The organism is Anaeromyxobacter sp. SG66 (assembly GCF_022690805.1).
In the GTDB taxonomy this organism is placed as follows: Bacteria; Myxococcota; Myxococcia; order Myxococcales; family Anaeromyxobacteraceae; genus Anaeromyxobacter; species Anaeromyxobacter soli.
Genome location: NZ_JALCZC010000025.1, coordinates 13,387 through 40,280, shown reverse-complemented (window position 1 = coordinate 40,280; position 26,894 = coordinate 13,387). Strand labels below are relative to the sequence as shown.

Annotated in this window: 24 protein-coding genes; 8 read left to right on the top strand and 16 right to left on the bottom strand. The window is 74.9% G+C overall.

All coding sequences use genetic code 11. The annotated features are described in order from the left end of the window. Positions 1–2: 2 nt before the first annotated feature. The 3 genes from MNZ39_RS09750 to MNZ39_RS09740 form a co-directional block, all read right to left on the bottom strand. On the bottom strand, positions 3–3,608 hold the full coding sequence (locus tag MNZ39_RS09750) for a nitrate reductase subunit alpha (RefSeq protein WP_242337842.1): 3,606 nt from the start codon (positions 3,606–3,608) through the stop codon (positions 3–5). After that, complete coding sequence (locus MNZ39_RS09745) at positions 3,605–4,123, bottom strand: hypothetical protein (protein WP_242337840.1); 519 nt, start codon at positions 4,121–4,123, stop codon at positions 3,605–3,607. The genes MNZ39_RS09750 and MNZ39_RS09745 overlap by 4 nt, the downstream gene beginning before the upstream one ends. Before the next feature lie 285 nt (positions 4,124–4,408). Continuing rightward, positions 4,409–5,017 (bottom strand): molybdenum cofactor guanylyltransferase, encoded by a 609-nt coding sequence (locus MNZ39_RS09740; protein WP_242337838.1) that lies wholly within the window; start codon positions 5,015–5,017, stop codon positions 4,409–4,411. Between the two features lie 102 nt (positions 5,018–5,119). Here MNZ39_RS09740 and MNZ39_RS09735 point away from each other — a divergent pair, with 102 nt between their 5' ends. Together MNZ39_RS09735 and MNZ39_RS09730 are read left to right on the top strand one after the other, a co-directional pair. Next, complete coding sequence (locus MNZ39_RS09735) at positions 5,120–5,449, top strand: tetratricopeptide repeat protein (protein ID WP_242337836.1); 330 nt, start codon at positions 5,120–5,122, stop codon at positions 5,447–5,449. Positions 5,450–5,455: 6 nt separating this feature from the next. Then, on the top strand, positions 5,456–6,313 hold the full coding sequence (locus MNZ39_RS09730) for an enoyl-ACP reductase (RefSeq protein WP_277956783.1): 858 nt from the start codon (positions 5,456–5,458) through the stop codon (positions 6,311–6,313). A 13-nt stretch (positions 6,314–6,326) separates the two neighbouring features. Here MNZ39_RS09730 and MNZ39_RS09725 read toward each other — a convergent pair whose 3' ends face one another. From MNZ39_RS09725 to MNZ39_RS09710, 4 genes are all read right to left on the bottom strand, one after another. Beyond that, a complete protein-coding gene (locus MNZ39_RS09725) occupies positions 6,327–6,980 on the bottom strand; it encodes an MBL fold metallo-hydrolase (protein WP_242337834.1) in 654 nt (217 codons plus the stop codon). 119 nt (positions 6,981–7,099) lie between these two features. Further along, the gene (gene erpA, locus MNZ39_RS09720; RefSeq protein ID WP_242337832.1) at positions 7,100–7,489 is read right to left on the bottom strand and encodes an iron-sulfur cluster insertion protein ErpA; all 390 of its coding nucleotides are present in this window, start codon (positions 7,487–7,489) and stop codon (positions 7,100–7,102) included. Positions 7,490–7,610: 121 nt separating this feature from the next. Beyond that, entirely contained in the window at positions 7,611–8,306 is a 696-nt protein-coding gene (locus tag MNZ39_RS09715) for an SDR family oxidoreductase (protein WP_242337830.1), read from the bottom strand. A gap of 100 nt (positions 8,307–8,406) precedes the next feature. Beyond that, a complete protein-coding gene (locus tag MNZ39_RS09710) occupies positions 8,407–8,970 on the bottom strand; it encodes a cob(I)yrinic acid a,c-diamide adenosyltransferase (protein WP_242337828.1) in 564 nt (187 codons plus the stop codon). 55 nt (positions 8,971–9,025) lie between these two features. Here MNZ39_RS09710 and MNZ39_RS09705 point away from each other — a divergent pair, with 55 nt between their 5' ends. After that, complete coding sequence (locus tag MNZ39_RS09705; RefSeq protein ID WP_242337827.1) at positions 9,026–10,366, top strand: hypothetical protein; 1,341 nt, start codon at positions 9,026–9,028, stop codon at positions 10,364–10,366. 13 nt (positions 10,367–10,379) lie between these two features. Here the strand turns inward: MNZ39_RS09705 and MNZ39_RS09700 are convergent, their stop codons facing one another. After that, positions 10,380–11,150 (bottom strand): haloacid dehalogenase-like hydrolase, encoded by a 771-nt coding sequence (locus MNZ39_RS09700; protein WP_242337825.1) that lies wholly within the window; start codon positions 11,148–11,150, stop codon positions 10,380–10,382. A 158-nt stretch (positions 11,151–11,308) separates the two neighbouring features. Here MNZ39_RS09700 and MNZ39_RS24910 point away from each other — a divergent pair, with 158 nt between their 5' ends. From MNZ39_RS24910 to MNZ39_RS09685, 3 genes are all read left to right on the top strand, one after another. Then, positions 11,309–12,283, top strand: coding sequence for a diguanylate cyclase (locus MNZ39_RS24910; RefSeq protein WP_242337823.1), 975 nt, complete (start codon positions 11,309–11,311; stop codon positions 12,281–12,283). Between the two features lie 149 nt (positions 12,284–12,432). Beyond that, entirely contained in the window at positions 12,433–13,983 is a 1,551-nt protein-coding gene (locus MNZ39_RS09690) for an ATP-binding protein (RefSeq protein ID WP_242337821.1), read from the top strand. Positions 13,984–14,000: 17 nt separating this feature from the next. Further along, positions 14,001–15,473, top strand: coding sequence for a sigma-54 dependent transcriptional regulator (locus MNZ39_RS09685; protein ID WP_242337819.1), 1,473 nt, complete (start codon positions 14,001–14,003; stop codon positions 15,471–15,473). Between the two features lie 313 nt (positions 15,474–15,786). On the opposite strand, the gene MNZ39_RS09680 is transcribed toward MNZ39_RS09685, so the two are convergent. The 3 genes from MNZ39_RS09680 to dksA all read right to left on the bottom strand — a co-directional run bounded on the left by MNZ39_RS09680 (position 15,787) and on the right by dksA (position 17,992). Beyond that, on the bottom strand, positions 15,787–16,554 hold the full coding sequence (locus tag MNZ39_RS09680; protein WP_242337817.1) for a hypothetical protein: 768 nt from the start codon (positions 16,552–16,554) through the stop codon (positions 15,787–15,789). Further along, on the bottom strand, positions 16,551–17,420 hold the full coding sequence (gene galU / locus MNZ39_RS09675; RefSeq protein ID WP_242337815.1) for a UTP--glucose-1-phosphate uridylyltransferase GalU: 870 nt from the start codon (positions 17,418–17,420) through the stop codon (positions 16,551–16,553). Before galU ends, MNZ39_RS09680 begins: the two co-directional genes overlap by 4 nt. Positions 17,421–17,638: 218 nt before the next feature. Then, entirely contained in the window at positions 17,639–17,992 is a 354-nt protein-coding gene (dksA, locus tag MNZ39_RS09670; protein WP_242337813.1) for an RNA polymerase-binding protein DksA, read from the bottom strand. Between the two features lie 102 nt (positions 17,993–18,094). Between dksA and MNZ39_RS09665 the strand changes: the two genes are divergently transcribed. Next, a complete protein-coding gene (locus MNZ39_RS09665) occupies positions 18,095–18,958 on the top strand; it encodes a hypothetical protein (RefSeq protein WP_242337811.1) in 864 nt (287 codons plus the stop codon). Between the two features lie 131 nt (positions 18,959–19,089). After that, the gene (locus MNZ39_RS09660) at positions 19,090–20,385 is read left to right on the top strand and encodes a tetratricopeptide repeat protein (protein WP_242337809.1); all 1,296 of its coding nucleotides are present in this window, start codon (positions 19,090–19,092) and stop codon (positions 20,383–20,385) included. Between the two features lie 166 nt (positions 20,386–20,551). Here MNZ39_RS09660 and MNZ39_RS09655 read toward each other — a convergent pair whose 3' ends face one another. The 5 genes from MNZ39_RS09655 to MNZ39_RS09635 are packed head-to-tail and all read right to left on the bottom strand — an operon-like array spanning position 20,552 to position 26,832. Next, positions 20,552–21,343, bottom strand: a complete 792-nt coding sequence (locus MNZ39_RS09655) for an ABC transporter ATP-binding protein (RefSeq protein ID WP_242337807.1) — start codon at positions 21,341–21,343, stop codon at positions 20,552–20,554. Then, entirely contained in the window at positions 21,340–22,380 is a 1,041-nt protein-coding gene (locus MNZ39_RS09650; RefSeq protein ID WP_242337805.1) for an iron ABC transporter permease, read from the bottom strand. The genes MNZ39_RS09655 and MNZ39_RS09650 overlap by 4 nt, the downstream gene beginning before the upstream one ends. Continuing rightward, positions 22,377–23,291: an ABC transporter substrate-binding protein gene (locus tag MNZ39_RS09645; RefSeq protein WP_242337803.1), complete on the bottom strand. Its 915-nt coding sequence runs from the start codon at positions 23,289–23,291 to the stop codon at positions 22,377–22,379. The genes MNZ39_RS09650 and MNZ39_RS09645 overlap by 4 nt, the downstream gene beginning before the upstream one ends. Further along, the gene (locus MNZ39_RS09640; RefSeq protein WP_242337801.1) at positions 23,279–24,868 is read right to left on the bottom strand and encodes an MXAN_6577-like cysteine-rich protein; all 1,590 of its coding nucleotides are present in this window, start codon (positions 24,866–24,868) and stop codon (positions 23,279–23,281) included. Before MNZ39_RS09640 ends, MNZ39_RS09645 begins: the two co-directional genes overlap by 13 nt. Then, on the bottom strand, positions 24,865–26,832 hold the full coding sequence (locus MNZ39_RS09635; protein WP_242337799.1) for a TonB-dependent siderophore receptor: 1,968 nt from the start codon (positions 26,830–26,832) through the stop codon (positions 24,865–24,867). Before MNZ39_RS09635 ends, MNZ39_RS09640 begins: the two co-directional genes overlap by 4 nt. Positions 26,833–26,894 lie beyond the last annotated feature (62 nt).

Genomic DNA, 26,894 nt, shown 5'->3' with positions numbered 1-26,894 from the left:
CGTCAGTACTCCGGCGCGCGCTCGAGCCTGCGCACGAGCGCGTAAGCGTCGCGGTTCGTCCCGGTGGGACCCCAGTAGTTGAAGCCGTACGAGATCTGCCCGTAGGCGCCGAGCATGAGCGTGGGCTTGAGCCGGATGCGCATGAGCGAGTTGTGCACGCCCGCGCGGCGGCCCCCGCGCGCGGGCGTCCGCGGCGTGGCGATCGTCCGCTCGGGCGCGTGGTACTGCATCGCGATGCCGCGCGGCACGCGCGCGCTCACCACCGCCTTCGTCACCACGGCGCCGTGGTCGTTCACGACCTCGACCCAGTCGCCGTCGCGGATCCCGCACCCGGCGGCGTCGCGGTCGTTGAGCCAGAGCGGGTGGAGCCCGCGCGAGAGGGTGAGCATGCGCACGGTGTCGCCGTAGGTCGAGTGGATGCTCCACTTTCCGTGCGGGGTGATGAAGTTCACCTTCAGCGCCGGCCCGTCCGCCTGCGTGGCGTCGAGGTCCTGCAGCAGCGCCGGATCGAGCTTCGGCTTGTAGGTGGGGAGCCCCTCGCCGGCGGCGAGGAAGCCGGGGTGGTCGAGGTAGAGGTGCGCGCGCCCGGTGAGCGTCCGCCAGGGGACGAGCCGCTCGACGTTGAGCGTGTACGCCGCGTAGGGCCGGCCGTCGTTCACGATCCCGGACCAGCACGGGCTCGTCAGCACGCGGCGCGGCTGGGCCGCGAGGTCCTCGAAGGTGGTGCGCACCCCGCGCGTGCCCTCGGCGAGGTCCGCGAGCGGGAGGCCGACCTTCTTCTCCTCCTCGTGGAAGGCGCGCCAGGCGACCTCGCCGTTCGTCTCGGGCGCGAGGTGGAGCACCACGTTCGCGGCGTCGCGGGCCGTCGCGACCGACGGGTAGGTCTTCCCGCCGAACGCGACGGTGGGCCGCTCGCGCAGGAGCTCGTCGTAGAGGTCGGCGATGGGCCAGCCGAGGCCGTGGGCGCCGATGCCCTGCTCGCGGGCGAGCGGCCCGAGCGCGCGGAAGCGCTCGGCGAGGTGCGCGTAGTCGCGCTCGACGATCGCCAGCGCCGGGGCGTTGCGGCCGGGCACGAGCGGCGCGGCGCCGTCGGCCCAGTCCGGCGCCTCGGGATCGCCCATCTCCGCGGGCGTGTCGTGCGCGATCGCGGTCGCGACCACGTCGAGCACGGGGGAGGGGAGGTGCGCCTTCGCGAGCGCCGTGACCGCGTCGGCGAGGGCCGCGAAGGCGTCGAAGTCGCTCTTCGCCTCCCAGCAGGGCGGGACCGCCGCCTGCATCGGGTGGACGAAGGAGTGGAGGTCGGTCGAGGAGAGGTCGTCCTTCTCGTACGAGGTCGCCGCCGGCAGGACCACGTCGGCGAGGAGCCCGGTGGTGGTCATGCGGAAGTCGAGCGCGACCACGAGGTCGAGCTTCCCCTCCGGCGCGGGGCGCACCACCGCCTCGCGCGCGCCCTCCGGCGACTCCTCCGCGATCGAGAGCGCCTTCACGCCGAGGTAGTGGCGCAGGAAGTACTCGTGGCCCTTGGCGCTCGAGGAGAGCGCGTTGCCGCGCCAGGCGAGGAGCACCCGCGGCCAGGCCTCGGGCGCGTCGGGATCCTCCACCGCGAGCCGCACGCGCTTCTCCTCCAGCGCGCGCGCCACGTGGGCGGTCATGGCCTTCGGCTCCGCCCCGCCGGCCTCGGCCGCCTCGCGCGCGACCTCGAGCGAGCTCCGGTCGAACTGAGGGTAGAACGGGAGCCAGCCGCGCCGCACCGCGCGGATCTGGTGGTCCATCGCGTGGGGACGATCGCCGCGCGAGGCGGGATCGAGCCGGCCCTCGCGCTCGGCGTGCTCGTAGCGCCACTGGTCGGAGTGGACGTAGTGGAACGAGGGCGCGTTCTGGAAGCGCGGCGGCTTCGCCCAGTCGAGCGCGCCCGCGAGCGTGGCCCACGGCGCCACCGGCGCGAGCTTCTCCTGGCCGACGTAGTGGTTGAGGCCGGCGCCGTTCTTGCCGACACAGCCGCACAGCATGAGCGTCGTGAGCGCGGCGCGGTAGGCGAGGTCCGCGTGGTACCAGTGGTTCACGCCGGCGCCGATGATGACGGAGCAACGCCCGCCGGTGCGCTCCGCCGTGTCCGCCCACTCGCGCGCGAGCCTCACGACCTGCGCGCGGTCCACGCCGGTGTACCGCTCCTGCCAGGCGGGGGTGAACGGCGCCTCCGCGTCGTCGTAGCTCGCCGGGTACTCGCCCGCGAGGCCGCGCCCCACCCCGTGCTGCGCGAAGAGCAGATCCTGCACGGTCGCGACCGCCACCCGGCCGGCGTCCGTCTCGACGAACCGCACCGGCACCCCGCGCCGCCACACCCGGTCCGTGCCGAAGTCGGGCACCTCGAGCGCGACCACCGCGTCGTGGCGCTCGAGGAACGACAGCACCGGGTCGATGGGCGAGCCGTCCTGCCCGTCCTCGAGCTTCAGGTTCCACTGCCCCTTGCGCGCCTGCCAGCGGAAGCCGAGCGTGCCCTGCGGCATGCGCGGGGCGTCGGCGGCGCGATCCCAGACCAGGAACTTGAACCCTCCGTGCTCCTCGCCGCGGTAGCGGCCGAGGGCCTCCGCGCGGAGCATGCGCCCGGGCGCGGCGACGCCGTCCTTCACGTCGAGCGCGACGAGGAACGGCGCGTCGGTGTAGCGGGTGAGGAAGTCGCGGAACGCCGGCACCTCGCGCTGGGCGTGGACCTCCGAGAGCAGCACGTGGTTCACCGCGCAGAGCAGCGCGCCGTCCTGCCCGGCGTGCGCGGGGATCCACCAGTCGGACTGGCGGCAGGTGGGGTTGAAGTCGGGCGAGAGCACGACGACCTTCGCCCCGTCGTGGCGCGCCTCCGCGAGGAAGTGCGCGTCGGGCGTGCGCGTCACCGCCACGTTCGAGCCGAGCACGAGCACGTACTTGCTGTTGAACCAGTCGGCGCTCTCCGCGACGTCGGTCTGCTCGCCGAACACCTCCGGCGAGGCGTTGGGGAGGTCGCAGTACCAGTCGTAGAACGAGAGGTTCACGCCGCCGAGCAGCTGGAGGAAGCGGGAGCCCGCGGCGAACGAGAGCATCGACATGGCCGGGATGGGCGAGAAGCCGATGACGCGGTCCGGGCCCCAGCGCTTCACGGTGTGGACGATGGAGGCCGCGACGATCTCGACCGCCTCCTGCCAGCTCGCGCGGCGGAAGCCGCCCTTGCCCCGCGCCGCCTGCAGCACGGCGCGGCGCGCCGGGTCGGCCATGAGCGCGCCGAAGGCCGCGACCGGATCGGCGTCCGCCGCCCTGGCCGCGCGCCACGCGTCGAGGAGGGCGCCGCGCACGTAGGGGGTCTTCACGCGGAGCGGAGAGTAGAGGTAGGTCGAGTAGCACGCGCCGCGCTGGCAGCCGCGCGGCTCGTAGGGCGGCACGCCCTCGAGGGCGGGGTAGTCGGTCGCCTGGGTCTCGAAGGCGACGATCCCCTCCTTCACGTGCACGTTCCAGGAGCAGCTCCCGGTGCAGTTCACGCCGTGGGTCGAGCGCACGGACCGGTCGTGCTGGTGCCGGTCGCGCCACAGCCGCTCCCAGCGGCGCGAGGAGGGGTCGAGGACGTCACGCAGGAAGCTCATCGGGAACCCCCCTCGGCCCGGCGGGCGCGCGCGAGCGCGGCCGAGACGGGCGGCATGCGGCGGCGGAACAGGACGGCGAGGAGCGCGAAGATCGCCGCGGCGACGAGGCCCGCCTCGAGGAGCAGGCGCCCGAGCGCGCCTCCCGAGGGAGGCGGCGCCGCGCGCGCCTCGAGCAGGAACGCGGCGAGGTCGCCGCGCTCGCGCGCGGTGAGGGCGTGGCCGCGGTAGATGGGCTCCATGCTCGGGAACGGCACGTCCTCGAGCGCGGCCGCGAGCGTCTCCGCGTCGTAGGTCTCCGCCGCGGCCGAGAGGTCCGGCCCGAAGCTCGCGCTGAAGGCGAGCCCGTGCCCCGCGAGCCCGTGGCAGGCGAGGCACGGCGCGCCGCCGTTCGCGAGCGGCGTCGTCCCCACGTAGAGCGCCTCGCCCTGGCGCGGGTCGGCGGCGGCGCCGGCCAGGCCGGGGGTGAGCGCGGCGGCGAGGACGAGCGCGCCGCACAGGCGATCGATGGGAGGCATCGCTTGCTCCTCGGGTGCGGGTCGGTGCTGGTTGACCCGAAGTTGCCATTGCTGGTTAGCGCAGGAATTGCCGAGACCGGAAGAGTTTCCGTCGGTGGCCATTCGGGGCCTGATTTGACGTGCGTCAATACGCGACCGCTGACCTCACCGAATCCACCGATGGAACGGTAGGTCGGATCCGGACGTCCGCATGCTTTGCGCGCGCCCCCGCGGCCGCTCGCGACGGAGTCGATGCTCGCGGGGTGCTCGTGCGACGGCGCCCCGGGCGCGGGCGCCGCCGCGCCCTCACGGCGGCGGGACGAGCCCGAGCCGCGCGAGATCCTCGGGCGTGTTCGCGTTCGCGAACGCGAGCCCCTCGGGATCGACCGCGCGCCACTCGCTCTCCTCCACGATCGCCGCCGCGACGCTCCGTGCGATCGCCTGGAGCGACGGATCGCCCTCCGCGAGGAGGCGCGAGAGGAGCGGCAGGCACGCGCGCGACCAGAGCGCGTGCAGGGGCTCGAGGCGGCCCTGCCAGCGCACCACGACCGCCTCGGCCCCGGCCCGGCGCGAGGCGAGGAGCGCGATGCCCGCCTCGGACACGAAGGGCATGTCGCAGCCGGCGGTGAACACCCAGGTCGTGCGCGCCGCGGAGAGCGCGGCGTGAACGCCGCCGGGCGCGCCCTTCCCCTTCACGAGGTCCGGCACGATGGGCGCGCCGAGCGGCGCGTAGGGCGCGGGGTCGTTCGCGACGACGAGCGCGCCGCCGTCGAAGAGCGCGCGGAACAGGCGGAGCGAGCGCGCCGCGATGGGCTCGCCGCCCACGCGCAGGAGCCCCTTCGGCCGGCCGCCGAGCCGCGTCGCCCGTCCGCCCGCGATGAGCGCGCCGGTGCAGTCCGAGATGCGTGCCGACATCACCGGGGTCGAGCATAACGTGAGGAGGCGTCCGCCGGGCGCCGGCGGACCGCCGCCGCTATGGAGTCGAGCGGTCGATTCGGGTACAACCCTAGCCCCCCTATGACGCCGGAACAGCGCATCGAGGCCTTCCGGGCATTCGTGGCGAAGAGCCCGGACGACGCCTTCGCGCGCTACTCGCTCGCGATGGCGCTCCGCACCGCCGGCCGCGGAGACGAGGCCGTCGCCGAGTTCCGCGAGACGGCGCGGCGCAAGCCCGACTACGTCCCGACCTACCTCATGCTCGGCCAGTCGCTCGAGACGGCGGGCCTGGACGGCGAGGCGGCGCGGGCCTACGAGGACGGGATCGCGGCCGCGACCCGCACGAACGACATGCACGCACGGAGCGAGCTCTCGCAGGCGCTCGACGCCGTCCGTGCCCGAGGAGCCTGACAGAAGATGAGCCCCATCGATCCCAAGGACGTCGAAGTGACCCGCGCGCGCATGGAGACGGACGACGTCCGGCTCTCGCTCGGCGGCCTCCTGCGCGGCAAGCGCGCGCTCATCACCGGCGTCGCGAACGACCGCTCCATCGCCTGGGGGATCGCGGAGGCGTTCCAGCGCGAGGGCGCCGAGCTCGCGTTCACGTACCCCGGCGAGTCGATGGAGCGGCGCGTCCGCCCCATCGCCGAGGGCATCGGCGCGAAGGCGATCGTCGACTGCGACGTCTCGAAGGACGAGGACATCGCCCGCACGGTCGCGGAGATCGGCAAGGTGTGGGATCGCGTGGACGTGCTCGTCCACTCGATCGGCTTCGCGCCGCGCAGCGCGCTCGACGGCCGCTTCGCCGACGTGACGACCCGCGACGCGTGGCGCATCACCATGGACGTCTCCGCCTACTCGCTCATCGCCCTCGCCCGCGCGTTCCGGCCGATGATGCCCGCTGGCTCGAGCATCGTGACGCTCACGTACTACGGCGCCGAGAAGGTCGTCCGGAACTACAACGTGATGGGCGTCGCGAAGGCCGCGCTCGAGTCCTCGATGCGCTACCTCGCCGAGGACCTCGGCCAGGAGGGCATCCGGGTGAACGCGATCAGCGCCGGGCCCATCAAGACGCTCGCCGCCGCCGGCATCAAGGGCATGCGCACCATGCTCGGCGAGAACGCGGCGAAGACGCCGCTCCGCCGGAACGTCGACCAGGAGGACTGCGCGCGCGCGGCCCTCTACCTCTGCTCGGACCTGGCGCGCAACGTGACGGGCGAGGTGCTGCACGTCGACGCCGGGCAGAACATCCTGGGCGTCGTGTCGATGGAGTAGGCGCCGCCGCCGCTCACACGAAGCGGCCGCGCCGCGGCTTCTCTCCCACGAACGGGTTCGAGCGGCGCTCCTCCCCGAGGAGCCCCGCCGGCCCGTGGCCGGGGTGGAAGCGCACCTCGTCGCCGAGCGGGAAGAGCTTCCCCTGGATGGAGGCGTGCAGGGCGTCGAAGTCGCCGCCGGGGAGATCCGTCCGCCCGACCGAGCCGGCGAACAGGGTGTCGCCGCTGAAGAGCAGCCGCTCCTCCGGGAAGAAGAGGCAGATCGAGCCCGGGCTGTGACCGGGCGTGTGGATGACGCGCCCCTCCGACGCGCCCACGCGGAAGGTCTCACCGTCGGCCGGCTGGTGATCGACCGCCGGCGCGACGACCGGATCGAACCCGAACATCTCCGCCTGGCGCGGCAGCGCCTCGAGCCAGCCCGCGTCGGCCGCGTGCAGCGAGAGGGGGGCGCCCGTCGCGTCCTTCGCCTCGGCGGCGCCGGCGACGTGATCGATGTGTCCGTGCGTGCACAGGATCCGCGTCACGCGCCAGTCCGGCTCGAGGAGCGCGAGGACGCGCGGGATCTCGCCGCCCGGGTCCACGAGGAGCGCCTCGCCCGTCCGGTCGCAGGCGGCGACGTAGGCGTTCGCGGCGAAGGGGCCGACGACGGCGTTCCGGACGACGAGCATCGCTTCGATCCCCCGGCCCTCGCGCGCTGCCGGGCCCCTGGAAGCGACGAGGGCCGGCGGGAATCGATCCCCCGGCCCCCGGCGACGATGGCGACCCGCGCTCGCGGGCGCGCGCCTGGCTAGTACGAGAAGGACGACCCGCAGCCGCAGGTCGTGCGCGCGTTGGGGTTGTTGAACTTGAAGCCGGCGCCCTGGAGGCCGACCACGTAGTCGATCGTGACGCCCTGGAGGTACATCGAGCTCATCGGATCGACGTAGAGCTTCACGCCGTCCTGCTCGAACGAGACGTCGCCCTCACGGGGGTCCTTCTCGAAGTCCATCGAGTACTGGAAGCCCGCGCAGCCGCCGCCCATCACGCCGACGCGGATGCCGTACGCGTGGAGCCCTTCGCGCTCCATCGCGTCCTTCACCATCTCGATCGCCTTGGCGGTGAGGCTGACGGGATTCTCCGTCCCGGCGTCGGCGGCGGGGGCGGCAGGGGTGACGGGAGTCTGGGTGATGGCATCCATGTGTCGAAATTCTCCGTGGCGGGGTTGGTCGCCCGCCCGCTTTGACGTGACGCAAGGGAGTCTAACAGCGGGGGTTGGGCGCTTCAATGCGAGGTGCGGACGGGCGCGGAAGCCGCGAGCTTCAGGCGCGCCCCGAGAGGTGGCGCCCGCCATCCACGGGGAGCACCGCGCCGGTCACGAAGGGCGCCCCGGCGAGGAAGCGCACGGCCGCCGCGACGTCGGCGGGCGTGCCCGGACGCCCCAGCGGGATGCGGGCGGCGAGCGTGCGGCGGAGCTTCTCCGGGTACGCCTCCGGCCAGAGCACCGTCCCGGGCGCGACGGCGTTCACCCGGATCTCCGGCGCGAGCTCGAGCGCCAGGCACTCGGTGAGCCGGACGAGCGCCGCCTTGGAGGCCGCGTAGGCCGCGAAGCCGCGCCAAGGCACGAGGCCGCCGCCCACGTCGGCGACGTTCACGACGGAGCCGTGGGACCGGCGGAGGAGCGGCGCGAGCGCGCGCGTGAGCAGGAGCGGCGCGCGGGCGTTCAGGTCCATCTGCGAGTCGAACGCCGCGGCGTCGGTCTCCTCGAGCGGGAGCGCGTCGAACGCCGCCGCGCTGTTCACGAGGAGATCGAGCCTGCGGTGGCCGCGCCGGAAGGCGGCGGCGAGCGCCGCGGGTCCGTCCGGCTGGGCGAGGTCCGCCTGCAGCGCGTCCGCGAGGCCGCGCGGCGGGTGCGAGCGGTAGTGGGCGACGACCGCGTACCCGTGGCGCGCGAGGTCGCGCGCGATCGCGTTCCCGACCCGCACGCCCGCGCCGGTGACGAGCGCGACCGGCGTCACGGCGGCCCTCGCCTGCCTGGCGCCGCCGCGAGGCGCGCGGTGCCGTCGCGCAGGGAGGCGGCGGGCGTCGCGGCCGGTTCCATGCGCGCGGACGGCGCCGTCATGCCTCGTCCTCGCGCGGCGGGTCCCAGATCGTCTCGTCGCGCCGCGCTCGCGCGTTCGCGACCCGCGCCGCGACGAACAGGAAGTCGGAGAGCCGGTTCAGGTACGCGAGCGCCTCGGGCGCGACCTCGACCTCCGCCGCGAGCGCCACCACCCGCCGCTCCGCGCGGCGGCAGACGCAGCGCGCGAGGTGGAGCGCCGCCGCGGTCCGCGTGCCGCCCGGGAGCACGAACTGGCGGAGCGGCGGGAGCGCTGCGTCGAACGCGTCGATGGCCGCCTCGAGCCGGGCGGTCCACGCCGGGGCGATGGGCGGGATCGCGCTGCGCGCCTTCGCCTCGTGCGGCGTCGCGAGCTCCGCCCCGACGCAGAACAGCTCGTGCTGCACGCGCGCGAGCTGGGCGTCGATCTCGGGATCCTCGACGATCGCGCGGACCGAGCCCACCGCCGCGTTGAGCTCGTCCACCTCGCCGTAGGCGTCGACCCGCGCGTCGCTCTTCCGCACGCGCGGCCCCCCGAACAGGCCGGTCTCTCCGCGATCGCCGCTCTTCGTGTAGATCTTCACGCCAGCGTGCCTATCAGAGGCACGAGGCGGGCCGCAACGCCCGCGCGAGGAGCGGATGGAGCCCATCTTCGAGGGAGACGCGCTCGCGGCGGTCGGACGCGCGGCGGCGGAGCGCGCCTGGGCGGGCGGGCTCACGGTGGCGAGGCCCGACGGGAGCGTGGTGCCGATCCCGCTCGTCGCCGAGCCGGAGGTGCCGTCGCGCGAGGCGCTCGCCGCGGCCGCGCGGGAGGCGCAGGCGATCCTGTCCGGCGCGGTGAAGCTCGCGCGCCACCTCCTCCTCCACGGGGACGCGCGGGATCGCGCCGCGCTCGTGGAGCCGTTCGAGGGCCTCGAGGCGGAGGCGATGGCGAAGCTCTTCGCCGAGGCGCCGCTCCCCGTGCTCCACGCCCGGGTCGACTTCCTCGTCCCCGAGGGCGGCGGCCCGCCCCGCGCGCTCGAGCTCAACGCCACCATCCCGGCCATGTCCGGCTACGCGGATCTCGCCGCGCACGCCTGGATCCGCGCCGCCGCCGCCGCGCGCGGCAAGCCTCCCCGCGAGGCGGAGGCGCTCGTCGCCCGCTGCGGCAGCCACATGGAGCGGCTGCGCGAGGTGCTCGTCGCGTACTACCGGGCGCGCGGCGGCACGCGCGAGCGCCCGTCGATCGCGATCGTCGCGCGGCCGGGCGACGCGCAGATCGGCGAGCTCCGGTGCCTCCAGGCCCACCTCGCGCGGATGGGGCACGCCGCGGCGAACCTCGTCCCGGCGGCGTGCGAGCCGGAGCGCTGGGACGTGCTGTACCGGCACGTGTGGGCGAACCGCGTGGACCCGGCCACGCCGTTCGCGCGCGCGCTGCTCGCCCCGGCGCGCCACGTGCTCGTGAACCCGGTGAACGGCCTGCTCGAGGCGAAGGCCCTCTTCGCGCGGCTGTCGGAGTGCGCGGACGACGCGGCGCTCGCCGGGCGCGCCGGGCTCGACGCGGAGGAGCGCGCCGCCGCGGCGCGGCTCCCGATCACGCGGCGGCTCACCCCGGCGCTCGCGCCGCGCCTCCTCGAGGAGCGGGCGCGCTGGGTGCTGAAGCGGAGCTGGGACTACGGCGGGAAGAGCGTGCACCTCGGCGCGGAGGAGGCCCCCGAGGAGTGGGCGCGGACCGTCGAGGCGGCGCTCGGCGACGCGCGCGGGGGAGGGTTCGTCGCGCAGGAGCGGATCTTCGCGGCGCGCCGGGCGGCGACGCGCGTGACGCCGGAGGGCCTCGACAGCGGGATGCTCTATCGCGACCTGTCCACCTACTGCGGGCTGGGGCCCTCGCGGGCCGACGGCTCCGTGGTCCGCGCCGCCGCCTCGCCGGTGGTCAACATCCTCGGCGGCGGCGGGCTCGCGCCGGTGGTGCCCGCGGACGTGTACGAGGCGCTGCGGTGAGCGCCGCGGCGGGTCACGGGACTCCCGCGGCGGCGGACGGCTCCTCCCCCGTGAGCGGCCCGGAGCGGAAGTCCGCGATCGCCGGGATCCCCGGGAGCACCGCGATCGGCCGCGCGGAGTGATCGGTCGCGAGGTGGACGACGAGCGCCTCCGGGAAGCGGCGGGCGTAGAGGTTCACGTGCGCGGGCTCGTTGTCGAACGCGGCGACCACCGGGCCGAGCCGCTCGACGCGCGCGGCCGCGACCTCCTTCCACGCGTCGTCGTCGAGCGCGAGGTCGTCCTTCATGAGCAGGTGTACGCCCGCGCCGTCCGGGGCCGGGAACCCCTCGCGCCGGAAGACGTGCAACGTGCCCTCGACCATGCGGGCGGGTCGGCCGGTCACGTACGCGATGCGCGCGCCGGCGCTCGCGAGCGCGCGGACGAACGCGGCCGCGCCGGGGAGCGCGGCGTCGAGGCGGCAGTACGCGCTCGTGAAGAACCACTCCGCCCAGAAGCGCCGCGCCGGCCCGGCGTGCGCCGCCACCTCCGCGGGCGTGAGGCCGGCGTTGGCCATCGCGAGCCGCAGGTCCCACCCCTGCCAGTGCTCGGGGCGCGCCTCGAGCAGCGCGGGCAGCCCCGCCACGCGGCCGTAGTCCTGGAGGATGCGGGCCTGGCGCGGGCGGTTGTCGAGCAGCGTCGAGTCGAGATCCAGGACGACCACGCCCCGGGGCGCGGCGGCGGCGGCGCGCGAGAGCGCGGCGGCGAGGGTGGGCTCCTGCGCGGCTGGGCGCGTGCGGCGGCTCATGTCCCTCGAGTAGGGCGCCGGCGCGGCGGCGGAAACGCCCGGGTGGGAGCCTGCGGTGGGAGCGCGTCGCCGGTGTGCGCGCGGCGCGTCGCGTGGGCGTAGGCGCGCACGCCCGCGTCCTTGGGGGCCCCCCGGTTCTCGGCTAGAGTCGGCGCCGCGTGCCCGCGCCGGAGATCCTCGTCGTCGACGACTCGCCGAGCCAGGTCGATTGGCTCGTGTCCGTGCTGAGGCGTGAGGGCTACCGCGTCCGGATCGCGCGCGACGGAGGCGAGGCGATCCGCGCCATCCGCGGGGTGCCGCCCGATCTCGTGCTGCTCGACCTCATGCTCCCGGACCTGGACGGGCTCGAGGTGCTGCGCACCGTCAAGGCCAGGCCCGAGGAGCCCTTCGTCCCGGTCATGATCCTGTCGGCGAGGTGCGACGTCGACTCCAAGGTGACCGGGCTGCGGCTCGGGGCGGACGACTTCCTCGCGAAGCCGTTCGCCGAGGCGGAGGTCCTCGCCCGCTGCGCGGCGATGCTGCGCATCAAGTCGCTCCAGGACCAGCTCCGCCGCGCCCAGCGCGATCTGGAGGAGCGCTCGGTCACGGACGCGCTGACGGGCCTCAAGAACCGGCGCTTCTTCGACGAGCGGCTCTACGAGGAGTTCTGCCGCGCGCACCGCTACGCGGACCCGCTGTCGCTCATCATGATCGACCTCGATCACTTCAAGACCGTGAACGATCGGCACGGCCACCCGGCCGGCGACGCGGTGCTGCGCGAGGCGGCCGCCGTGGCGCGCGCGTCGATCCGCGATCCGGACATCTGCTGCCGCTACGGGGGCGAGGAGTTCGCGGTCATCCTGCCGAAGACGCACCTGCCCGGCGCCCTCGCCGTCGCGGAGCGGATCTGGCGCGCGCTCGGCGCGAAGGCGTACGCCGTCGCGGCGGAGGCGCACGCCGGGCCGGCGGAGCTGCGCGTGACCGCCTCCCTCGGCGTGGCGTTCTTCCCCTCGAAGGACATCACGGCGCACGAGCACCTCCTCCGCTTCGCGGACGACGCGCTCTACCAGGCGAAGCGCGCCGGGCGGAACACCATCCGTCTCTACCAGTCGCCCAGCTCGACCCCGCCGCCCGGCCCTCCCGCAAACGGCTGAACGCAAAGTGGCGTTACTGTCAGGGTAAGGGTATAGGTTGACCCGGAGCGCATCGCTACCCGGGTCCGAGCGCGCTCAACGCTGCGAAAACATTGCTCCCCGGGTCCGTCCCACGTGGACCGGACGATGCACCGTGGGGGCACCCCGTGATGGACGCGCAGGTCACCTCGACGGGATGCGTGCACCCCGGACCCAGCCGGGAGTGCACCCTCCTCATCGTCGAGGACGACGAGCTCGTCCGGCGCGCGCTCCAGCGCGTCCTGCGCCGCGCGCGCTGCCGGATCCTGGAGGCGGCCGGGGCGGAGGACGCCCTCGAGCTCCTCGAGCGCGAGCCCGTGCACGCGATCGTCTCGGATCACCGGATGCCGGGCATGACGGGCATCGACCTCCTGCGCAGGGTGAAGGAGCGCTGGCCGCGGGTCCAGCGGGTCCTGCTCACCGGCCAGGCCGACTCCGCCGCCATCGAGGAGGCGGTGAACCGCTCCGAGATCTTCCGCTTCATCTGGAAGCCCTGGGACGACGCGCACCTGCTCATCACCGTGCAGAGCGCGATCGACCAGTTCTGGACGCTCGAGGAGAACGACCGGCTCGCCGGCGAGCTCGCGGTGCGCAACGCGGAGCTCGAGCGGGTGAACCGCGAGCTCGACGCGCACCTCGTGGCGCGGCAGGTGGCCCTCGTGCGCGCCGCCGAGGAGTGGCGCGCCTGCTTCGACGCGCTCGGCGACCCGGTCGCGATCGTGAAGAGCGGCGGCTGCGAGGTGGTCCGCGCGAACGCGGCGTTCGCGCGCGCCGCGGGCGTGGCCGTGAACGCGCTCCCCAGCCTGCGCTGCCGGGAGCACGCCTTCGGCGCGCTGCCCTGCCCGTCGCGGTGCCGCGTCGCGGCGGGCGGCGCCGAGGCCGAGGCCGTCCGCGGCGACCGCACCTGGCTCGTCCGCTCCTTCCCGTTCACGGGCGAGGACGCCGCCTTCGTCGTGGTGATGAAGGACGTCACCGAGGAGCGCGAGGTGACGCAGCGGCTGTTCCAGGCGGAGAAGATGTCCGCCATCGGCCAGCTCGCCGGCGGCGTCGCGCACGAGATCAACAACCCGCTCGGCGGGATCCTGGCCTTCGCGCAGCTCATGAGCCGCGAGGACCGCTCGCCGGCCGACCTCGAGAACCTGAAGCTCATCCAGGACGCGGCGATGCGCGCCAAGCGCATCGTCGAGAGCCTGCTGCGCTTCTCGCGCCGGCCGCGCGGCGAGGAGAAGGGCCCGGTCGAGCTCGCGCAGGTCGCCGACGACGCGCTGTTCCTGCTCCGCCCGCAGATGAAGGACGGGAAGGTCGAGGTGGTGCGCGACTACCGGCCGGTCACCGCGCTCGGGAACGCGAACCAGCTCCAGCAGATCGTCGTGAACCTGGTGGTGAACGCCATCCAGGCGATGAGCGGCGCGGGCCGGCTCACCGTGACCGCCGGCCCCGGCGCGCCGGGGCGCGTGCGGGTGTCCGTCGCCGACACCGGGCCGGGCGTGCGCCCGGAGATCGCGAAGCGGATCTTCGAGCCGTTCTTCACGACCAAGCCCGAGGGGAAGGGCACCGGGCTCGGTCTCTCCATCTGCTACCAGATCGCCGAGGACCACGGCGGCTCGATCCGCGTCGAGCCGGGCCCTGAGGGGGGCGCCTGTTTCGTGGTCGACCTGCCGGCGACGCAGTCGAAGCACTGAACCGAGGGGACCTCATCATGGCCGAAGGCACAGACACCAAGCCCGTACGCGTCCTCGTGGTCGACGACGAGCCGACGCTCCTCCGCGCGCTCCAGGCTCTGCTCGAGCAGAAGGGCTACGCGGTGGTCGCGCTCGACTCGCCCATCGCGGCGACGCAGCGGCTCGCGCACGAAGACTTCGACGTCGCGCTGCTCGACATCAAGATGCCGCAGCTCTCCGGCCTCGAGCTCCTGTCGGCGGTGAAGCACCGCCGGCCCGAGGTCGAGGTCATCATGATGACCGGGCACGCGACGGTCGAGACCGCGCTCGCCGCGGTCCGCTCCGGCGCGTACGACTACCTCACGAAGCCGTTCGAGGACGTCGAGCTCGTCGCGCGTGCGGTCGCCAAGGCGGCCGAGCGCAAGATGCTCTTCGACCGCAACCGCCGGCTCGAGACGCAGCTCCGCGAGAAGGAGGGCGCGGCGCCGGAGGGGCTCGTCGGCAACTCCGCGCCCATCCGCGAGGTGGTGCGGATGATCGAGGCGGTCGCCTACAGCGCGACCACCGTGCTCGTCACCGGCGAGAGCGGCACTGGCAAGGAGCTCGTCGCCCGGGCCCTGCACGCGCGGAGCCCGCGGCGCGCCCAGCCGTTCGTGGCGCTCAACTGCGGCGCGCTCACCGAGACGCTGCTCGAGTCTGAGCTCTTCGGGCACGTGAAGGGCGCGTTCACCGGCGCGCAGCGCGACCAGAAGGGCCTGTTCGACGCCGCCGACGGCGGGACGATCTTCCTCGACGAGATCGGCGACATCCCGATGGCGACCCAGGTCCGGCTGCTGCGCGTGCTGCAGGAGGGCGAGCTCAAGCGCGTCGGCTCGGCCGACTCGGTGCGGGTCGACGTGCGCGTCATCGCCGCCACGCACCGCGACCTGCCGCGCCTCGTGAAGGCCGGCAAGTTCCGCGAGGACCTGTTCTACCGCCTCAACGTCATCAACATCCCGCTCCCCCCGCTCCGCGATCGCGTCGACGACGTCCCGCTGCTCGCCCACCACTTCCTGCGCCGGTACGCGGAGCGGCTCGCCAAGCGCGTGCGCACCCTGTCGCCGGAGACGGTCGAGCTCCTCTGCGGCTACCGCTGGCCCGGGAACGTCCGCGAGCTCGAGAACGCGATCGAGCGCGCGGTCGTGCTCTGCCGCGGCGAGGCGGTGAGCGCGTCGGACCTCCCGCCCGCCGTGACCGGCCGCACCGCGCCGCTCGTGCGCGAGGCGCCGGCGAGCGGCGACGAGTCCGTGTGGCTCACCATGTCCTACGCCGCCGCGAAGGAGCAGGCGCTGCGCCGGTTCGAGAAGGGCTACGTCGAGACGCTGATGCGCCACTGCGACAGCAACATCTCGGCGGCGGCCCGCAAGGCCGGCATGGACCGGTCCAACTTCAAGCGCGTGCTGCGCAAGTACCGCACCGACGTGGAGCCCGACGTGGGCGAGCAGGACGAGGCCGATCGCGCGGCAGGGTAGGCGGTAGGCGAACGAAGCGAGCCCGCCGGCCGCGGCGGGTCACCGCCGCGTTCACGCTCCCGCCCGACGTGTGTCCGGGGAGGAAGCAGTCCCTCCTGCCGCATTCGCGACACGCGTTCACGCCGCCCGCCGACATCCGTCAGCAGGGAGGGGCCCCGTCGCGAAGCGACGGGGAGGGACGCAGTCCCTCCCGGCGGGGCGCCGCCGCGTTCGCGGCGAAGCCGCCACGGGGGGCCGCCCGGGCCCCCGGGGGGGGGGGGGGGCCCCCGCGGCCCGGGGGGGGGGGGGGGGGGGGGGCCCCCCCCCCCCGCTTCTATGGAAACAACGGGTCCCCGAGCCGCGGGTTCGCGGCGGCCTTCTCCGTCGTGAAGCGGAGCTGGACGGCCTCGCCCTTCCAGACCTCGACGGCGCGAGGGAACCAGTCGCCGCCCGTCGGCGAGCCCCAGCCGAGGAGGCGGACGTCGAGCATCACGCCGCCCTCTGCCGAGACGAGCCGCATCGGCTGGAAGGTCTCCTTGTCCACGTACGCGACCGGCTTCGCGTCCTTGCTCGATCGCGCGCCGACGACGTAGGCGAGGCGGCCGTCGAACCGGCCGATGGACACCTCCGCGGTCGAGACCCCCCGCCGCCCGAGGACGCTCGCGTACGCGGAGGCGCCGCCGCCGGCGAGCGACGGGCCGAGGAGGGCGCAGGTCGAGCGGACGAGCGCGACCGCGGCGGGGAGCTCGGCGAGACCGCGCGAGCCGACGACGCGGGAGTCGCGGATCGCGACGTACGGCCGGCTCGCCTCCGGGACGTCCAGCGGCGCGAGCTCGAGGCGGCAGCGGCCCGGCACCTTCATGAGGAAGCGCGCGGGTACGGTGAGCTGCTGGCCGCGGAGCTCGACCCCCGCCGCCTGCGCGAGCTTCTGGGCGTCGGGGCCCTCCGCCTGGAACGTCCCCTGGGCCTCGACCGAGGCGAGCGAGAGCTCGGCGCGCCTCGCGGCGAGGCGCGAGAGGATGCTCGAGACCGGGAGGACGTAGGCGGCGGCGGGGAGCGCGAGGGCGGCGACGGCGAGGGCGGCGAGGAGGCGCTTCGTCAACGGGACATCTCCTTCATCAGCTCGCGCAGCGGGCCCGCGAGCTCGGGGCGCTTCAGCGCGAACGCGAGGTTCGCCTTCAGATACCCCAATCGGTCGCCGGCGTCATATCGGTCGCCTTCGAAGCGGTAGCCGAGCAGCCCGTCCTCGCGCGCCAGCACCGCGAGCGCGTCGGTGAGCTGGATCTCGCCGCCGACGCCGGGGCGAACCTGCTCGAGGACCTGGAAGACGCGCGGCGGCAGCACGTACCGGCCGATCACCGCGAGGTTCGAGGGCGGGTCCCGCTTCGGCTTCTCCACGAGGCGGTCCACCCGGAGGGTGCGCGGCTCGATCTCCGACCCTGCGGCGATGCCGTACATCGAGGTCTCCTCGCGCGGGACCTCCATGAGCGCCACGGTGCCGAGGCCGTGCTTCGCGTAGCAGTCGGCGAGCTGCTTCGCGCCCGGCACCTTCGCGTCGATGATGTCGTCGCCGAGCATCACCACGAACGGCTCGTCGCCGATGACGTCGCGGGCGCAGAGCACCGCGTGCCCGAGCCCCAGCGGCTCCTGCTGGCGGACGGTGATGACGTTCGCCATCTGGGCGATGGACCGCATCTGCTTCTTGAGCTCGAGCTTCCCGGTGCGCTCGAGGTGCGCCTCCAGCTCGGCGGCGATGTCGAAGTGATCGACGATCGACTCCTTGCCGCGGGCGACCACCAGCACGACGTCGCGCACGCCGGCGGCCACCGCCTCGGCGACGATGTACTGGATTGTGGGCGTGTCCACGATGGGGAGCAGCTCCTTCGGGACCGCCTTCGTGGCTGGGAGGAAGCGCGTGCCGAGGCCCGCTGCAGGGATGACGGCCTTGCGGATCGTCCGGTTCTCCATGGTGCCGGCAATCTAGCCCCGCTCAGCGCCGAGCAGAAGTCCGCAAGCGTTCCATCGGGGGTGCGCCCCGGCGGGCTCGCCGCGCGGAGCCGACCCCGACTCCGGCTCCGGCTCCGACCTCGACCTCGACCTCGACCTAGACCCGCTCGTCGACGCCGCAGGACGCCGCGAGGCGGTGGGTGCTCCTGCGGCCTTCGGGCGGGCGCGCACCCGGCCGTTCAGCGCTCGAGCCGCTCCGCCTCGGTCTTGCAGCCGATGCAGAGGTCCGTCACCGGGCGTGCACGGAGCCGCGCCGCCGCGATCGGGCGTCCGCAGGAGGTGCAGCGCCCGAAGGTGCCGGCCTCGATGCGCGCGAGCGCCTCCTGGATCTTCGTGATGAGCTTGCGGTCGCGATCGCGCAGGCGGAGCGCCCAGTTCCGGCCCTCCTCGGCCGTGGCGCGGTCGTTCGGATCCGGGATCTGCCGTCCCTCTCCTCCCGACATCTCGTGGACCGCCCGCTCGGACTGCCCCACGAGCGCGCTGAGCTGCTCCTCGAGCAGAGCACGGTAGCGATCCGTGTCGCGCTTGCGCATGGGGTCCTCCTCGGGTGAGCCGTACCCTTCGACCGTAGCGCGTTCCCGAAAACCGCCACAAGCGTCCTTGCCGGGGGCGTGACGTCCCCGTATCCTCGCCCGGTGCACGCGCGAATCGTGACGAGTGCCCTCGCGGCCGTCATCGTCGCCGCCCACGCCGCTGCCGCCGAGCTGCCTCCGCCCGGTGGGGTCCCGGACCTCGCCGGTCCACGCGCGCTCGCGCTCTCGGCCGGCGTGGGGATGGCGGCAGGCAACGACGGGATCCTGGTGAACCCCGCGACGATCGGGGCGCGCCGGCGCTACTCGGTCGAGGCGGGCGGCTTCGTCGATCGGCGCGGGGCCGAGAGCGTCGCGCAGCTCTTCGGCGGCTCCGTGGTCGACTCGCTCTCGTCGCCGGTGGCCGCGGGCGTCTCGTACCTGCGCGCGATCGACGGGGACTACACGGGGAACCTCGTCCACCTCGCGCTCGCGGGTCCGATCGCCGAGAAGCTCTACCTGGGCGTCGCCGCGAAGTGGCTCTCGCTTCGCGCCAACGAGAAGGTGAGCGCGGCGACCGGCGACGCCGGACTGTTCTGGCAGGTGGGCGAGTGGGTCTCGCTCGGCGCGGTGGGCTACAACCTCGTGCCCATCGCGAACGAGGCGGTGGCTCCGATGGGCGTCGGCGCGGGCCTCACGCTCGGCAACGACCGCGCCTTCCAGATCACCGCGGACTGGCGCGCAGACCTCGACCGCGCCGAGACCACGAAGAACCGCTACGGCGTCGGCGCCGAGGTGCTGCTGGGAGGCCTCGTCCCGCTCCGCGCCGGCTGGGCGCGCGACGAGACGATCGACACGTCGTGGTGGTCGCTCGGCGCGGGCATCGTCACCCGCGGTGGAGTGGCGCTCGACGTCGGTTACCGCCAGAGCCTGGACGCGACCTCGGCGCGGACGATCGCGGCTTCGCTGAAGATGTACATGTTCGATTGAAGCTCGGAGCTGCGTCGTCGAGGCGGGTGACTGCGCGTATGTGGACGCTTCCCCTCGTGCTCGCCGTGACCGCCGCGGCTCCGGCGACGAACACGAGCCGGACAGGACCTCACGAACCGGCTGCCGCTCCCGTGCCCGCGGGGTTCCTCGTGCTCCCGGCCGTTCGCGCCTTCCTCGGGGGCCCGCTCCCTGCGCACGAGCAGTACGTTCCGCTCCCCGGGTCGTCGATGCACGTGGCAGTGGTCGAGGCATGGCCCGCGCAGCCGGACGGACCGAGCCCGAAGGCTGCGTTCGTGCTGCGCGCGAACGGCGCGCCGGACGGAGCGCTGACGGCGGCGCTCGCCGAGGCCATACGAGGTGCGGATCCTGACGCGAGGTGCCTCGGCTCGCCCGAGCACGGGACGCCGAACGTCGCCGGCATCGGCGGGGCCGTGGTGATCGGGTTCGCGGGTGGCCGCGACCCGCGCCCGGCCTGCTTCGTGACATGGGACCCGAAGCGCTCCACGATCGACGTCACGCGCCGGGACCTCCTCGCGACCGACGCCGCGCGCGACGCGCTGGCGACCGGAGCGAGCTGGAGCGCCCGCCCGAGCGCGTCCGCGAGGGCGACCTTCCATGCGTCGAGTGCATTCGTCGAGTTTGCAGGCCCTGCGCGACCGGCGCAGCTGATGGCGGCGACGCTCCCGGGGTCGGGGCTGCTCCTCGTGTACGTCCAGTCCGGCGGGCGGTACGTGGACGAGAGGGATCCGGGCGCGGGCTTCGAGGCGAAGGTGTTCGTCCACGACCCCTCACGCGGAGCGATCGACGCGGGGCGCACGGTCGAGTTAGGGGACGGGTTGTCCGGCCCGACGGCGAGCTGCGGCGGGCTCGGGACGGTGAGCGCCCTGCGCGCCACGGACGCAGCCGTGACGGTGGAGCAGTTCTACGTGCCCGGAGGGGCGCACCTGAACTGCTCCACGCTCGTTCGCTGGGATGCTCGGCGCAAGCTCTTCGACGTCCGTCCGCTCGGCCCGGTGGTCGACACCGCGAGCGCCGCCTTCGACCGCGAGCGCGAGGACCTCGGCGAGCTCGACGCGGGAGCGCTCGCGATGTGGAAGGCGGGGCGCCGCTCCGAGGCGATCGCGTCGTGGAGGTCCGCGTTGCAGGATGGCCGGCGTCTCCTGGACGAGGGCGAGATCTGCAACAACCTCGGGTTCGCATACTGGGCGATCGGGGATCACGCGTCCGCGGAGAGGGTCCTCCTCGAGTGCGAGCAGCAGTTTCCGGAGCGCCCGGCCATCCAGCTCAACCTCGGCGACGTCTACCGCGACAGTGGGCGCAAGGCGGAGGCGGTCGCGCGCTACCGGCGCTTCCTCGGCATGCCGATCTCGCCGAGGCAGCAAGAGATCGCCGAGAAACGCCTGAAAGAGCTCGGCGCCGCGAGGTGACTGCGCCGCCGGCGTCCCGTGCCGATACGCTCGCTGTCAGTTTCACTCACCGCTCGAAGGGACGCTCGACTCCTCCGCTGCCGGGAGGGGCGTCGCCTCTCCTCGCGCGATGGGCCGGGCACTCCCACGGTGACTGTTCCGTGCACCTTCCGGGCGCCGGCCATCCTCACACGTTCGGCAGCACGATCGGCTTCCCCGTCGCCCCGTTCTCGCCGCGCCACACCGGCACTCCCCACACCGCGCTCACCCGCGCGTCCGTGAGGACGTCCGCGGGCCGGCCCTCCGCGACGACCCGGCCGCCGGAGAGCACGACGAGCCGATCGCAGGCGGCGCCGGCGAGGTTCAGGTCGTGCAGCACGGCGACGACGCAGAGTCCGCCGCGGGCCGCGAGCTGGGCCATCCGCATCACGGCGACCTGGTGGGCGAGGTCGAGGAAGGCGGTCGGCTCGTCGAGGAGCAGCACGCGCGGCTCCTGCGCGAGCGCGCGCGCGAAGAACACGCGGCGCCGCTCGCCGCCCGAGAGCGCGTCGAGCCGGCGTCCGGCGAGGTGGAGGAGGTCGCAGGCCTCGAGGGCGCCGCGCACCGCCCCGTGATCGAGGCGGGTCGCCACGGCGAGCAGGCCCTGGTGCGGCGTGCGCCCCATCATCACCGCCTCGCGCACCGTGAACGGCCAGCCGACGCGCGGCTCCTGCGGGACGAGCGCGCAGACCCGGGCGACCTCCCGGCGCGGCGCGGCGTGGGGATCGAGCCCCCCGAGGCGCACCGAGCCGGACGAGGGCGCGGCGAGCCCGGCGACGAGCCGGACCAGGGTGGACTTGCCCGCGCCGTTCGGGCCGAGCAGCCCGACGAACTCGCCCGCGCGCGCGGTGAAGGAGACGTCCTCGAGCGCGTTCCGCGCGCCGTAGGCGAACGAGGCGCCGCGCACCTCGACGATGGGGCCCGGCGCGGGCGCGCTCACGCCGCCTCCGACGGCCGCTCGGTGCGGCGGAGGAGCCAGAGGAAGAACGGCCCGCCGAGGAACGCGGTGACCGCGCCGACCGGCGGCTCGGTGCCGAGCGGGAGGAAGGCGAGCCGCGCGAGCGCGTCGGCGCGGCCGCGCCCGGCCGCGCCGAAGAGCGCCGCGGGGGGGCCGAGCAGGCGGTGGTCGGGCCCGACCACGCGGCGCACGAGGTGCGGGACGATGAGGCCGACGAACCCGACCATGCCGGCGAGCGCGACCGCCGCGCCGGTCGCGGCGCTCGCCGCGAAGAACACGGCCGCGCGGGCGCGCCTGACGTCGACCCCGAGCGAGGCCGCCTCCTCGTCGCCGAGCGTGAGGACGTTGAGGCGCGCCGAGAGCGCGACGAGCGCCCCCACGGACAGGGCGATGAGGACGGCCCCGACGGCGATCGTGCCGGAGGTCTCGTAGCCGACCGCGCCGACGAGCCAGTACATGAGCCGGCTCGCCTGCTCGGGCGGGACGAGCAGCTTGATGAGCGTGATGACGCCCGCGACGAAGGCGTTGAAGACGATGCCGACGAGGAGCGCCGCCTCCGGCACGAGCCGCCCCGCGACGCGGCCGAGCCCGAACACGAGCGCGGTCGAGGCGAGCGCTCCGAGCACGGCGCCGGCCGCGACCGGCGGCGCCGCTGCGAGCGCCTCGCCCGCGCTCCCGGCGACGCGCGCGAGCCCCGCCGCCGCGACGAGCACGATCGAGCCGCCGAGGGCGGCGCCGCCGGAGACGCCCAGCACGAACGGCTCGGCGAGGGGGTTCCGCAGGAGCGCCTGGAGCGCGGTCCCCGCGGCGGCGAGGGCGCAGCCGACGAGCGCGGCGAGCACCGCGCGCGGGAGCCGCAGACCGAGGAGGATCGCCGCGTCGGGATCGCGCCCCGCGAGCGCGGCGGAGATGGAGATCGGCTGGGCGCCGAGCGCGCAGGAGAGGGCGATCGCGAGGGCGACGGCCACGGCGCCCGCGGCGAGGGCGAGCGCGAGCCGGGCCGCGGGGGACACGGTCACCGGCTCGCCTCGGGGTGGATCCCGCGGAAGAGCGCGTCGAGGCCGCGGACCATGCGCGGCCCCGGCCGGAGGAGATCGTCGTTCGGGATCCGGAAGACCCGGCCGCGGCGGACCGCGGGGATCGCGGCGAGCCGCGCGATCCCCTCCGGCGGCTCGCGCGCCGCGCCGTCCACGACGAGCTCCGGATCGTCCACGACCGCCTTCTCGAGCGGGTAGACCGGCCAGGGGCGCTCGCCGCGGACGACGTTCTCCGCCCCGGCGAGCGCGAGGAGCTCGTCGGGGAAGCTCCCCGGACCCGCCACCACGAGCGGCTCCCGCCCGACGACGAAGAGGACGCGCTTGCGCTTCACCTCCCGCCCCCGGCGCCGCACGTCGTCCACCGCCGCGCGCAGGGAGCGCGAGAGCCGCTCGCCGCCCGCGGGGTCTCCGAGCGCCTCGCCCACGAGGCGCGGCGTCGCGAGCACGTCGGCGACGCTCACGATCGGGATGGCGAGGACCGGGAACGGGTGGCGCGACGCGGCCGACAGCTCGGCGATGCGCCGCACCGCGCCGAGGGCGCCGCCGTCCGTCACCCACAGCAGGAGATCGGGCGAGAGCGCGAGCACCGCCTCCGGGCTCGGGTCGAGGAACCCGCCCACGCGCGGGAGGTCCTTCACCTCGGGAGAGTCGTCGAGCCGCGTCACGCCCACGAGCCGGTCCGCGTGGCCGAGGGCGACGACGACGTCGGTGAGGCTCGGCGCGAGCACGACGATCCGGCGGGGCGGCGCCTTCGGGCGCGGCCCCACCCAGATCGCGCCGCCCTCCGCGGCGCCCTTGCCGCTCGGGCGCAGGGGATCGTCCGCCGCCGCGCGCGACAGGGCGAGCGCGGCGACGGCGAGGGCCAGGGCGGCGGTGCGGATCACTCGCTGCATGCGATGTCGGACACCCAGGCGAAGTGCGTGTCGGGATTCACCGGGCAGACCTCGGTCGCGGCGCCGGTGGCGCGCGACGCAGGGTCGAAGGGCAGCACCTTTCCGGAGCTCTGGTCGGTCACGAGGCCGCGCCCGCCGCAGAACGTCACGTTCCCCGGGACGATCGCGCTCGCGTCGACCGCCGCGCCGACCTTCGGCGCGCCCGAGACGTCCACCGGCACGATCGCGCCGGGGGCCTCGGTCGGGAAGGAGAACGACCCGCACGCGATCCACACCGTCGAGCCCAGCACCGCCACGTCGCCCGGGTTCTTGCAGCCGGGCCCGAGGTCCACGATGGACGTCGCGTCGCTCGCGGCGGTGTCGACGACGAGCAGCCGTCCGTTGCCCGCGGGGGCGAAGTAGCCGGCGAAGCCGCCGCCGAAGTCCGCGAACTTCAAGTTGGGGAGCGACACGAACACGCGGGCGCCGACCGTCGCCACCTGGTTCGGGAAGGGATAGCCGGGGGCGTCGGCGCTGCCCGGGACCGCGAGGACGTCGATCGTGCCCGTGACCTCGCCGCAGCGCGCCCGGCAGCGGCCGTCGCGGCACTCGCGCCCGGCCGCGCAGGCGCCGCCCGCGCCGCAGGCGGGCGCGTCCGGCTTCGCGCACTCGGCGAGCCCGGAGAGATCGACCTTCGCGATCTGCTGGCCGACCGGCGCGGTCTGGTCGCCCGTGGGCCCGTTGCCGTACAGCGCGACGTACGCGGTCGTCCCGGCGACGGCGAGCCCGTGCGGGTTCGGTGCGTCGCCGGGCAGCACGATCTCGTCGAGCACCCCGCCCGCCGCGTCGAGGACCACGAGCGTGCCGACGCCGGAGTTCGCGGCGAGCACCGCGCCGGCGTAGGTCGTGACGTACTGCAGGTCGTTTCCGGGGAGCACGGTGAGGCTCGTCGGCAGGCTCGCGTCGATGGGCACGACGCCCACCCCGGCGGGGAAGCCGTTCGCGGTGTAGAGCACGTCCGCGCCCATCGCGAGCGCCGTGGGACCGCCGCGCGACAGGCGCGGGGCGCCGGCGGGGGCGAGATCGATCGTCACCGGCCGCACGTCCCCCGTCGCGTAGCAGGCGACGAACACCTCGGCGCGGCAGGCGCCGTCGCGGCACGCCTCCCCCGCGCCGCAGGCCTTGCCGCAGGCGCCGCAGTTCTGCCGATCCGTCGCGAGCTCCACGCACGACCGGCCGCACGCCGTGAACCCGCCGGGACACGCCGCGGTGCAGGCGGTGGCGTCCCCCTGCGTCGTGCAGAAGTCGGCCGCGCCGCAGGCCGTCTCGCACGCGCCGCAGTGCTGTGCGTCGCGGGCGAGATCGGTGCAGGCCCCGCCGCAGAGGGCGATGCCCGGCGCGCAGCCGCAGCTCCCGGCGCCGCACGCCTCGAGCGCGCCGCAGGTCGCTCCGCAGGAGCCGCAGTTCGAGGCATCGGTGAGGAGCGACACGCAGCGGCCGCCGCAGTCGACCTCGCCCGAGGGGCAGACGAGGTCCTTCTTGCAGCCGAGGGCGAACGCGAGGGCGAGCGCGACCGCGAGGGGGGAACGGAGGGTCATGGGGTCCTTTCACTGCGAGATGAGGTCCCGGCGCGGAGCGTGACCATCCACGTCCGGCCGGGGAGGGGGTTGCCGTAGCCGTCGAGGAGGGTTCGGTCGTCGCCGAGGTTCTCGACCTCGAGGTGGAGGGCCACGAGCGGCTGGCGAAGGATCCGCACGGAGGCGCCGGCGCCGAGGATCGTCTGGTCCGGGAGCCGGGCCTGGTTCCGGATGTCGAGGTACTGGTCGCGCACGTGCTCCACCTGCAGGTGGGCGCCGAGGCGGCCGGGCGAGATCGCGGCCCGCGCGTAGACCCGGTGGCGCGGCCGGCGGGGCAGCGCGTTCCCGAGCACGTCGGCGCTGCCGCGCAGCACCTCGGTGGGGAGGAAGGTGTACGCGCCGGAGAGGGCGAGCCCGAGCGCGCGCCGCCAGGGCGAGGTCGCCGCCTCGGCCTCCACGCCCGCGACGAACGCGCGGCCGGTGTTGAACGGGCGGAACCGGCCGACGCTCGCCGGTTCGTACGTGATGATGTCGTCGTAGACGGTCGCGTGGCCGCCGACGGAGAGGAGCCCGAGCGCGCCGTCGTAGACGAGCCCCGCGTCCGCGCCGGCGCCCGTCTCCGGCCGCAGGTCGCGGTTCGGGGCGAGGAGTCCCTGCTCGAGGTAGAGCTCCGCGAAGCTCGGGACGCGGTAGGTCCGTCCGCCGCTCGCCCGGACCGCGAGGCCGCGGGCGAGCTCGAACGCCGCGCCGAGCTTGGCGGAGACGCCCGAGTATCCGCCGGTCCGCTCCGCCCGCACCGACGGACCGACGCGCAGCCGGCCACCGGCGAGGAGCAGGTCCTCCGCGAGCGCGCCAGCGAAGCCGGGCCGGCTCCGCGTCCCGCCGAGCGCGTCGCTCGAGTAGCCCTCCACCTCCGCGGAGGCGGCGGCGGTGAGGACGCCCGGACCGTGCGTGAGCCCCGCCTCGAGCTCGAGCCCGCCGGCGCCGCCGCGCTGCCGCGTGGGGTCCGACCCCATCGCGGCGAGCCGCGTGTCGAGGAGGTCGCGGCGGCCGAACGCACGAGCGGCGAGCGTGAGGCGAGGGTGAACCGCGCGCGCGACGCGCAGCATCGCGAGCACCCGCCCGTCCTCCTCCCAGTCCGCGGGGGTCGGCTGGTAGGGCGAGCCGGGGAGCTCGCGCCGCCCGGCCGTGAGCTGCGCGAGGCCGTCGACCCGGAAGCCGCTCGCGACCCCGCCGAACTTGGCGAGGGCGCCGGCGCGCCGCGCGCCGTTGTTCCGGCGGGTCCGCTCCTCGAGGGGGCTCCCCGGCAGCGACGGCCGGTCGTCGAATGCGTAGGTGAAGTCGCCCTGGGTGTCCTCGCCGGTGGCCGCCGCGAAGAGCGAGAACGGCCCGACCTCCGCGACGGTGTCGGCGGAGATCGCGTAGGTGCCGAAGGCGCCGGTGGTCGCCTCGGCGGAGAGCTCGCCCTTCTCGCCCTGGCGCATCACGACGTTCACCGCGCCGCCGAGCGCGCCCGCGCCGAACTGCGCGCCCGCCGCGCCGCGCACCACCTCGATGCGCGAGATCCACTGGCGCGGGATGGTCGAGAGATCCACCCCGCCGCCAGCCGTGCCGAGCGGGAGCCCGTCGAGCAGCACCTTCACGCCGTCCGCGGCGACGCCCCGCACCGAGACGGTGGCGAGCTGGCCGAGCGTGCCGTAGCGGGTGACCGAGACGCCCGGGGCGGTGGCGAGGAGCTGCGCCACGTCCTTCGCCTCGCCCTCGAAGCGGCTCGCGGACACCACCGTCGCGGACGCGGTCGGATCCTTCTCGACCTCGGCGCGTGGCACCCGGACCTCGACCTCGGGGAGCCGCACCGGCGGCTCGCTCTCGGACGGCGGCGCGTCGGGGACGGTGCCGTCGGCGCGCGCACGCAGCGCGAGCCCGAGCGCCAGCGCGGCGATGAGGGCGCACGCGCGCCCCGATGAGCGGGAAGTCGAGCCCAAGTGTCGGGTCTCCTCCGGACCCGATGCATCTTTGCTCGCCGCGAACGGCGAGGCCGCGCACC

Bases quoted from the DNA above. Each gene is read 5' to 3' on its own strand.
- MNZ39_RS09750 (WP_242337842.1), bottom strand. From the start codon at position 3,608: ATGAGCTTCCTGCGTGACGTCCTCGACCCCTCCTCGCGCCGCTGGGAG.
- MNZ39_RS09745 (WP_242337840.1), bottom strand. From the start codon at position 4,123: ATGCCTCCCATCGATCGCCTGTGCGGCGCGCTCGTCCTCGCCGCCGCG.
- MNZ39_RS09740 (WP_242337838.1), bottom strand. From the start codon at position 5,017: ATGTCGGCACGCATCTCGGACTGCACCGGCGCGCTCATCGCGGGCGGA.
- MNZ39_RS09735 (WP_242337836.1), top strand. From the start codon at position 5,120: ATGACGCCGGAACAGCGCATCGAGGCCTTCCGGGCATTCGTGGCGAAG.
- MNZ39_RS09730 (WP_277956783.1), top strand. From the start codon at position 5,456: ATGAGCCCCATCGATCCCAAGGACGTCGAAGTGACCCGCGCGCGCATG.
- MNZ39_RS09725 (WP_242337834.1), bottom strand. From the start codon at position 6,980: ATGCTCGTCGTCCGGAACGCCGTCGTCGGCCCCTTCGCCGCGAACGCC.
- erpA (WP_242337832.1), bottom strand. From the start codon at position 7,489: ATGGATGCCATCACCCAGACTCCCGTCACCCCTGCCGCCCCCGCCGCC.
- MNZ39_RS09705 (WP_242337827.1), top strand. From the start codon at position 9,026: ATGGAGCCCATCTTCGAGGGAGACGCGCTCGCGGCGGTCGGACGCGCG.
- MNZ39_RS09700 (WP_242337825.1), bottom strand. From the start codon at position 11,150: ATGAGCCGCCGCACGCGCCCAGCCGCGCAGGAGCCCACCCTCGCCGCC.
- MNZ39_RS09690 (WP_242337821.1), top strand. From the start codon at position 12,433: ATGGACGCGCAGGTCACCTCGACGGGATGCGTGCACCCCGGACCCAGC.
- MNZ39_RS09685 (WP_242337819.1), top strand. From the start codon at position 14,001: ATGGCCGAAGGCACAGACACCAAGCCCGTACGCGTCCTCGTGGTCGAC.
- galU (WP_242337815.1), bottom strand. From the start codon at position 17,420: ATGGAGAACCGGACGATCCGCAAGGCCGTCATCCCTGCAGCGGGCCTC.
- dksA (WP_242337813.1), bottom strand. From the start codon at position 17,992: ATGCGCAAGCGCGACACGGATCGCTACCGTGCTCTGCTCGAGGAGCAG.
- MNZ39_RS09645 (WP_242337803.1), bottom strand. From the start codon at position 23,291: ATGCAGCGAGTGATCCGCACCGCCGCCCTGGCCCTCGCCGTCGCCGCG.
- MNZ39_RS09640 (WP_242337801.1), bottom strand. From the start codon at position 24,868: ATGACCCTCCGTTCCCCCCTCGCGGTCGCGCTCGCCCTCGCGTTCGCC.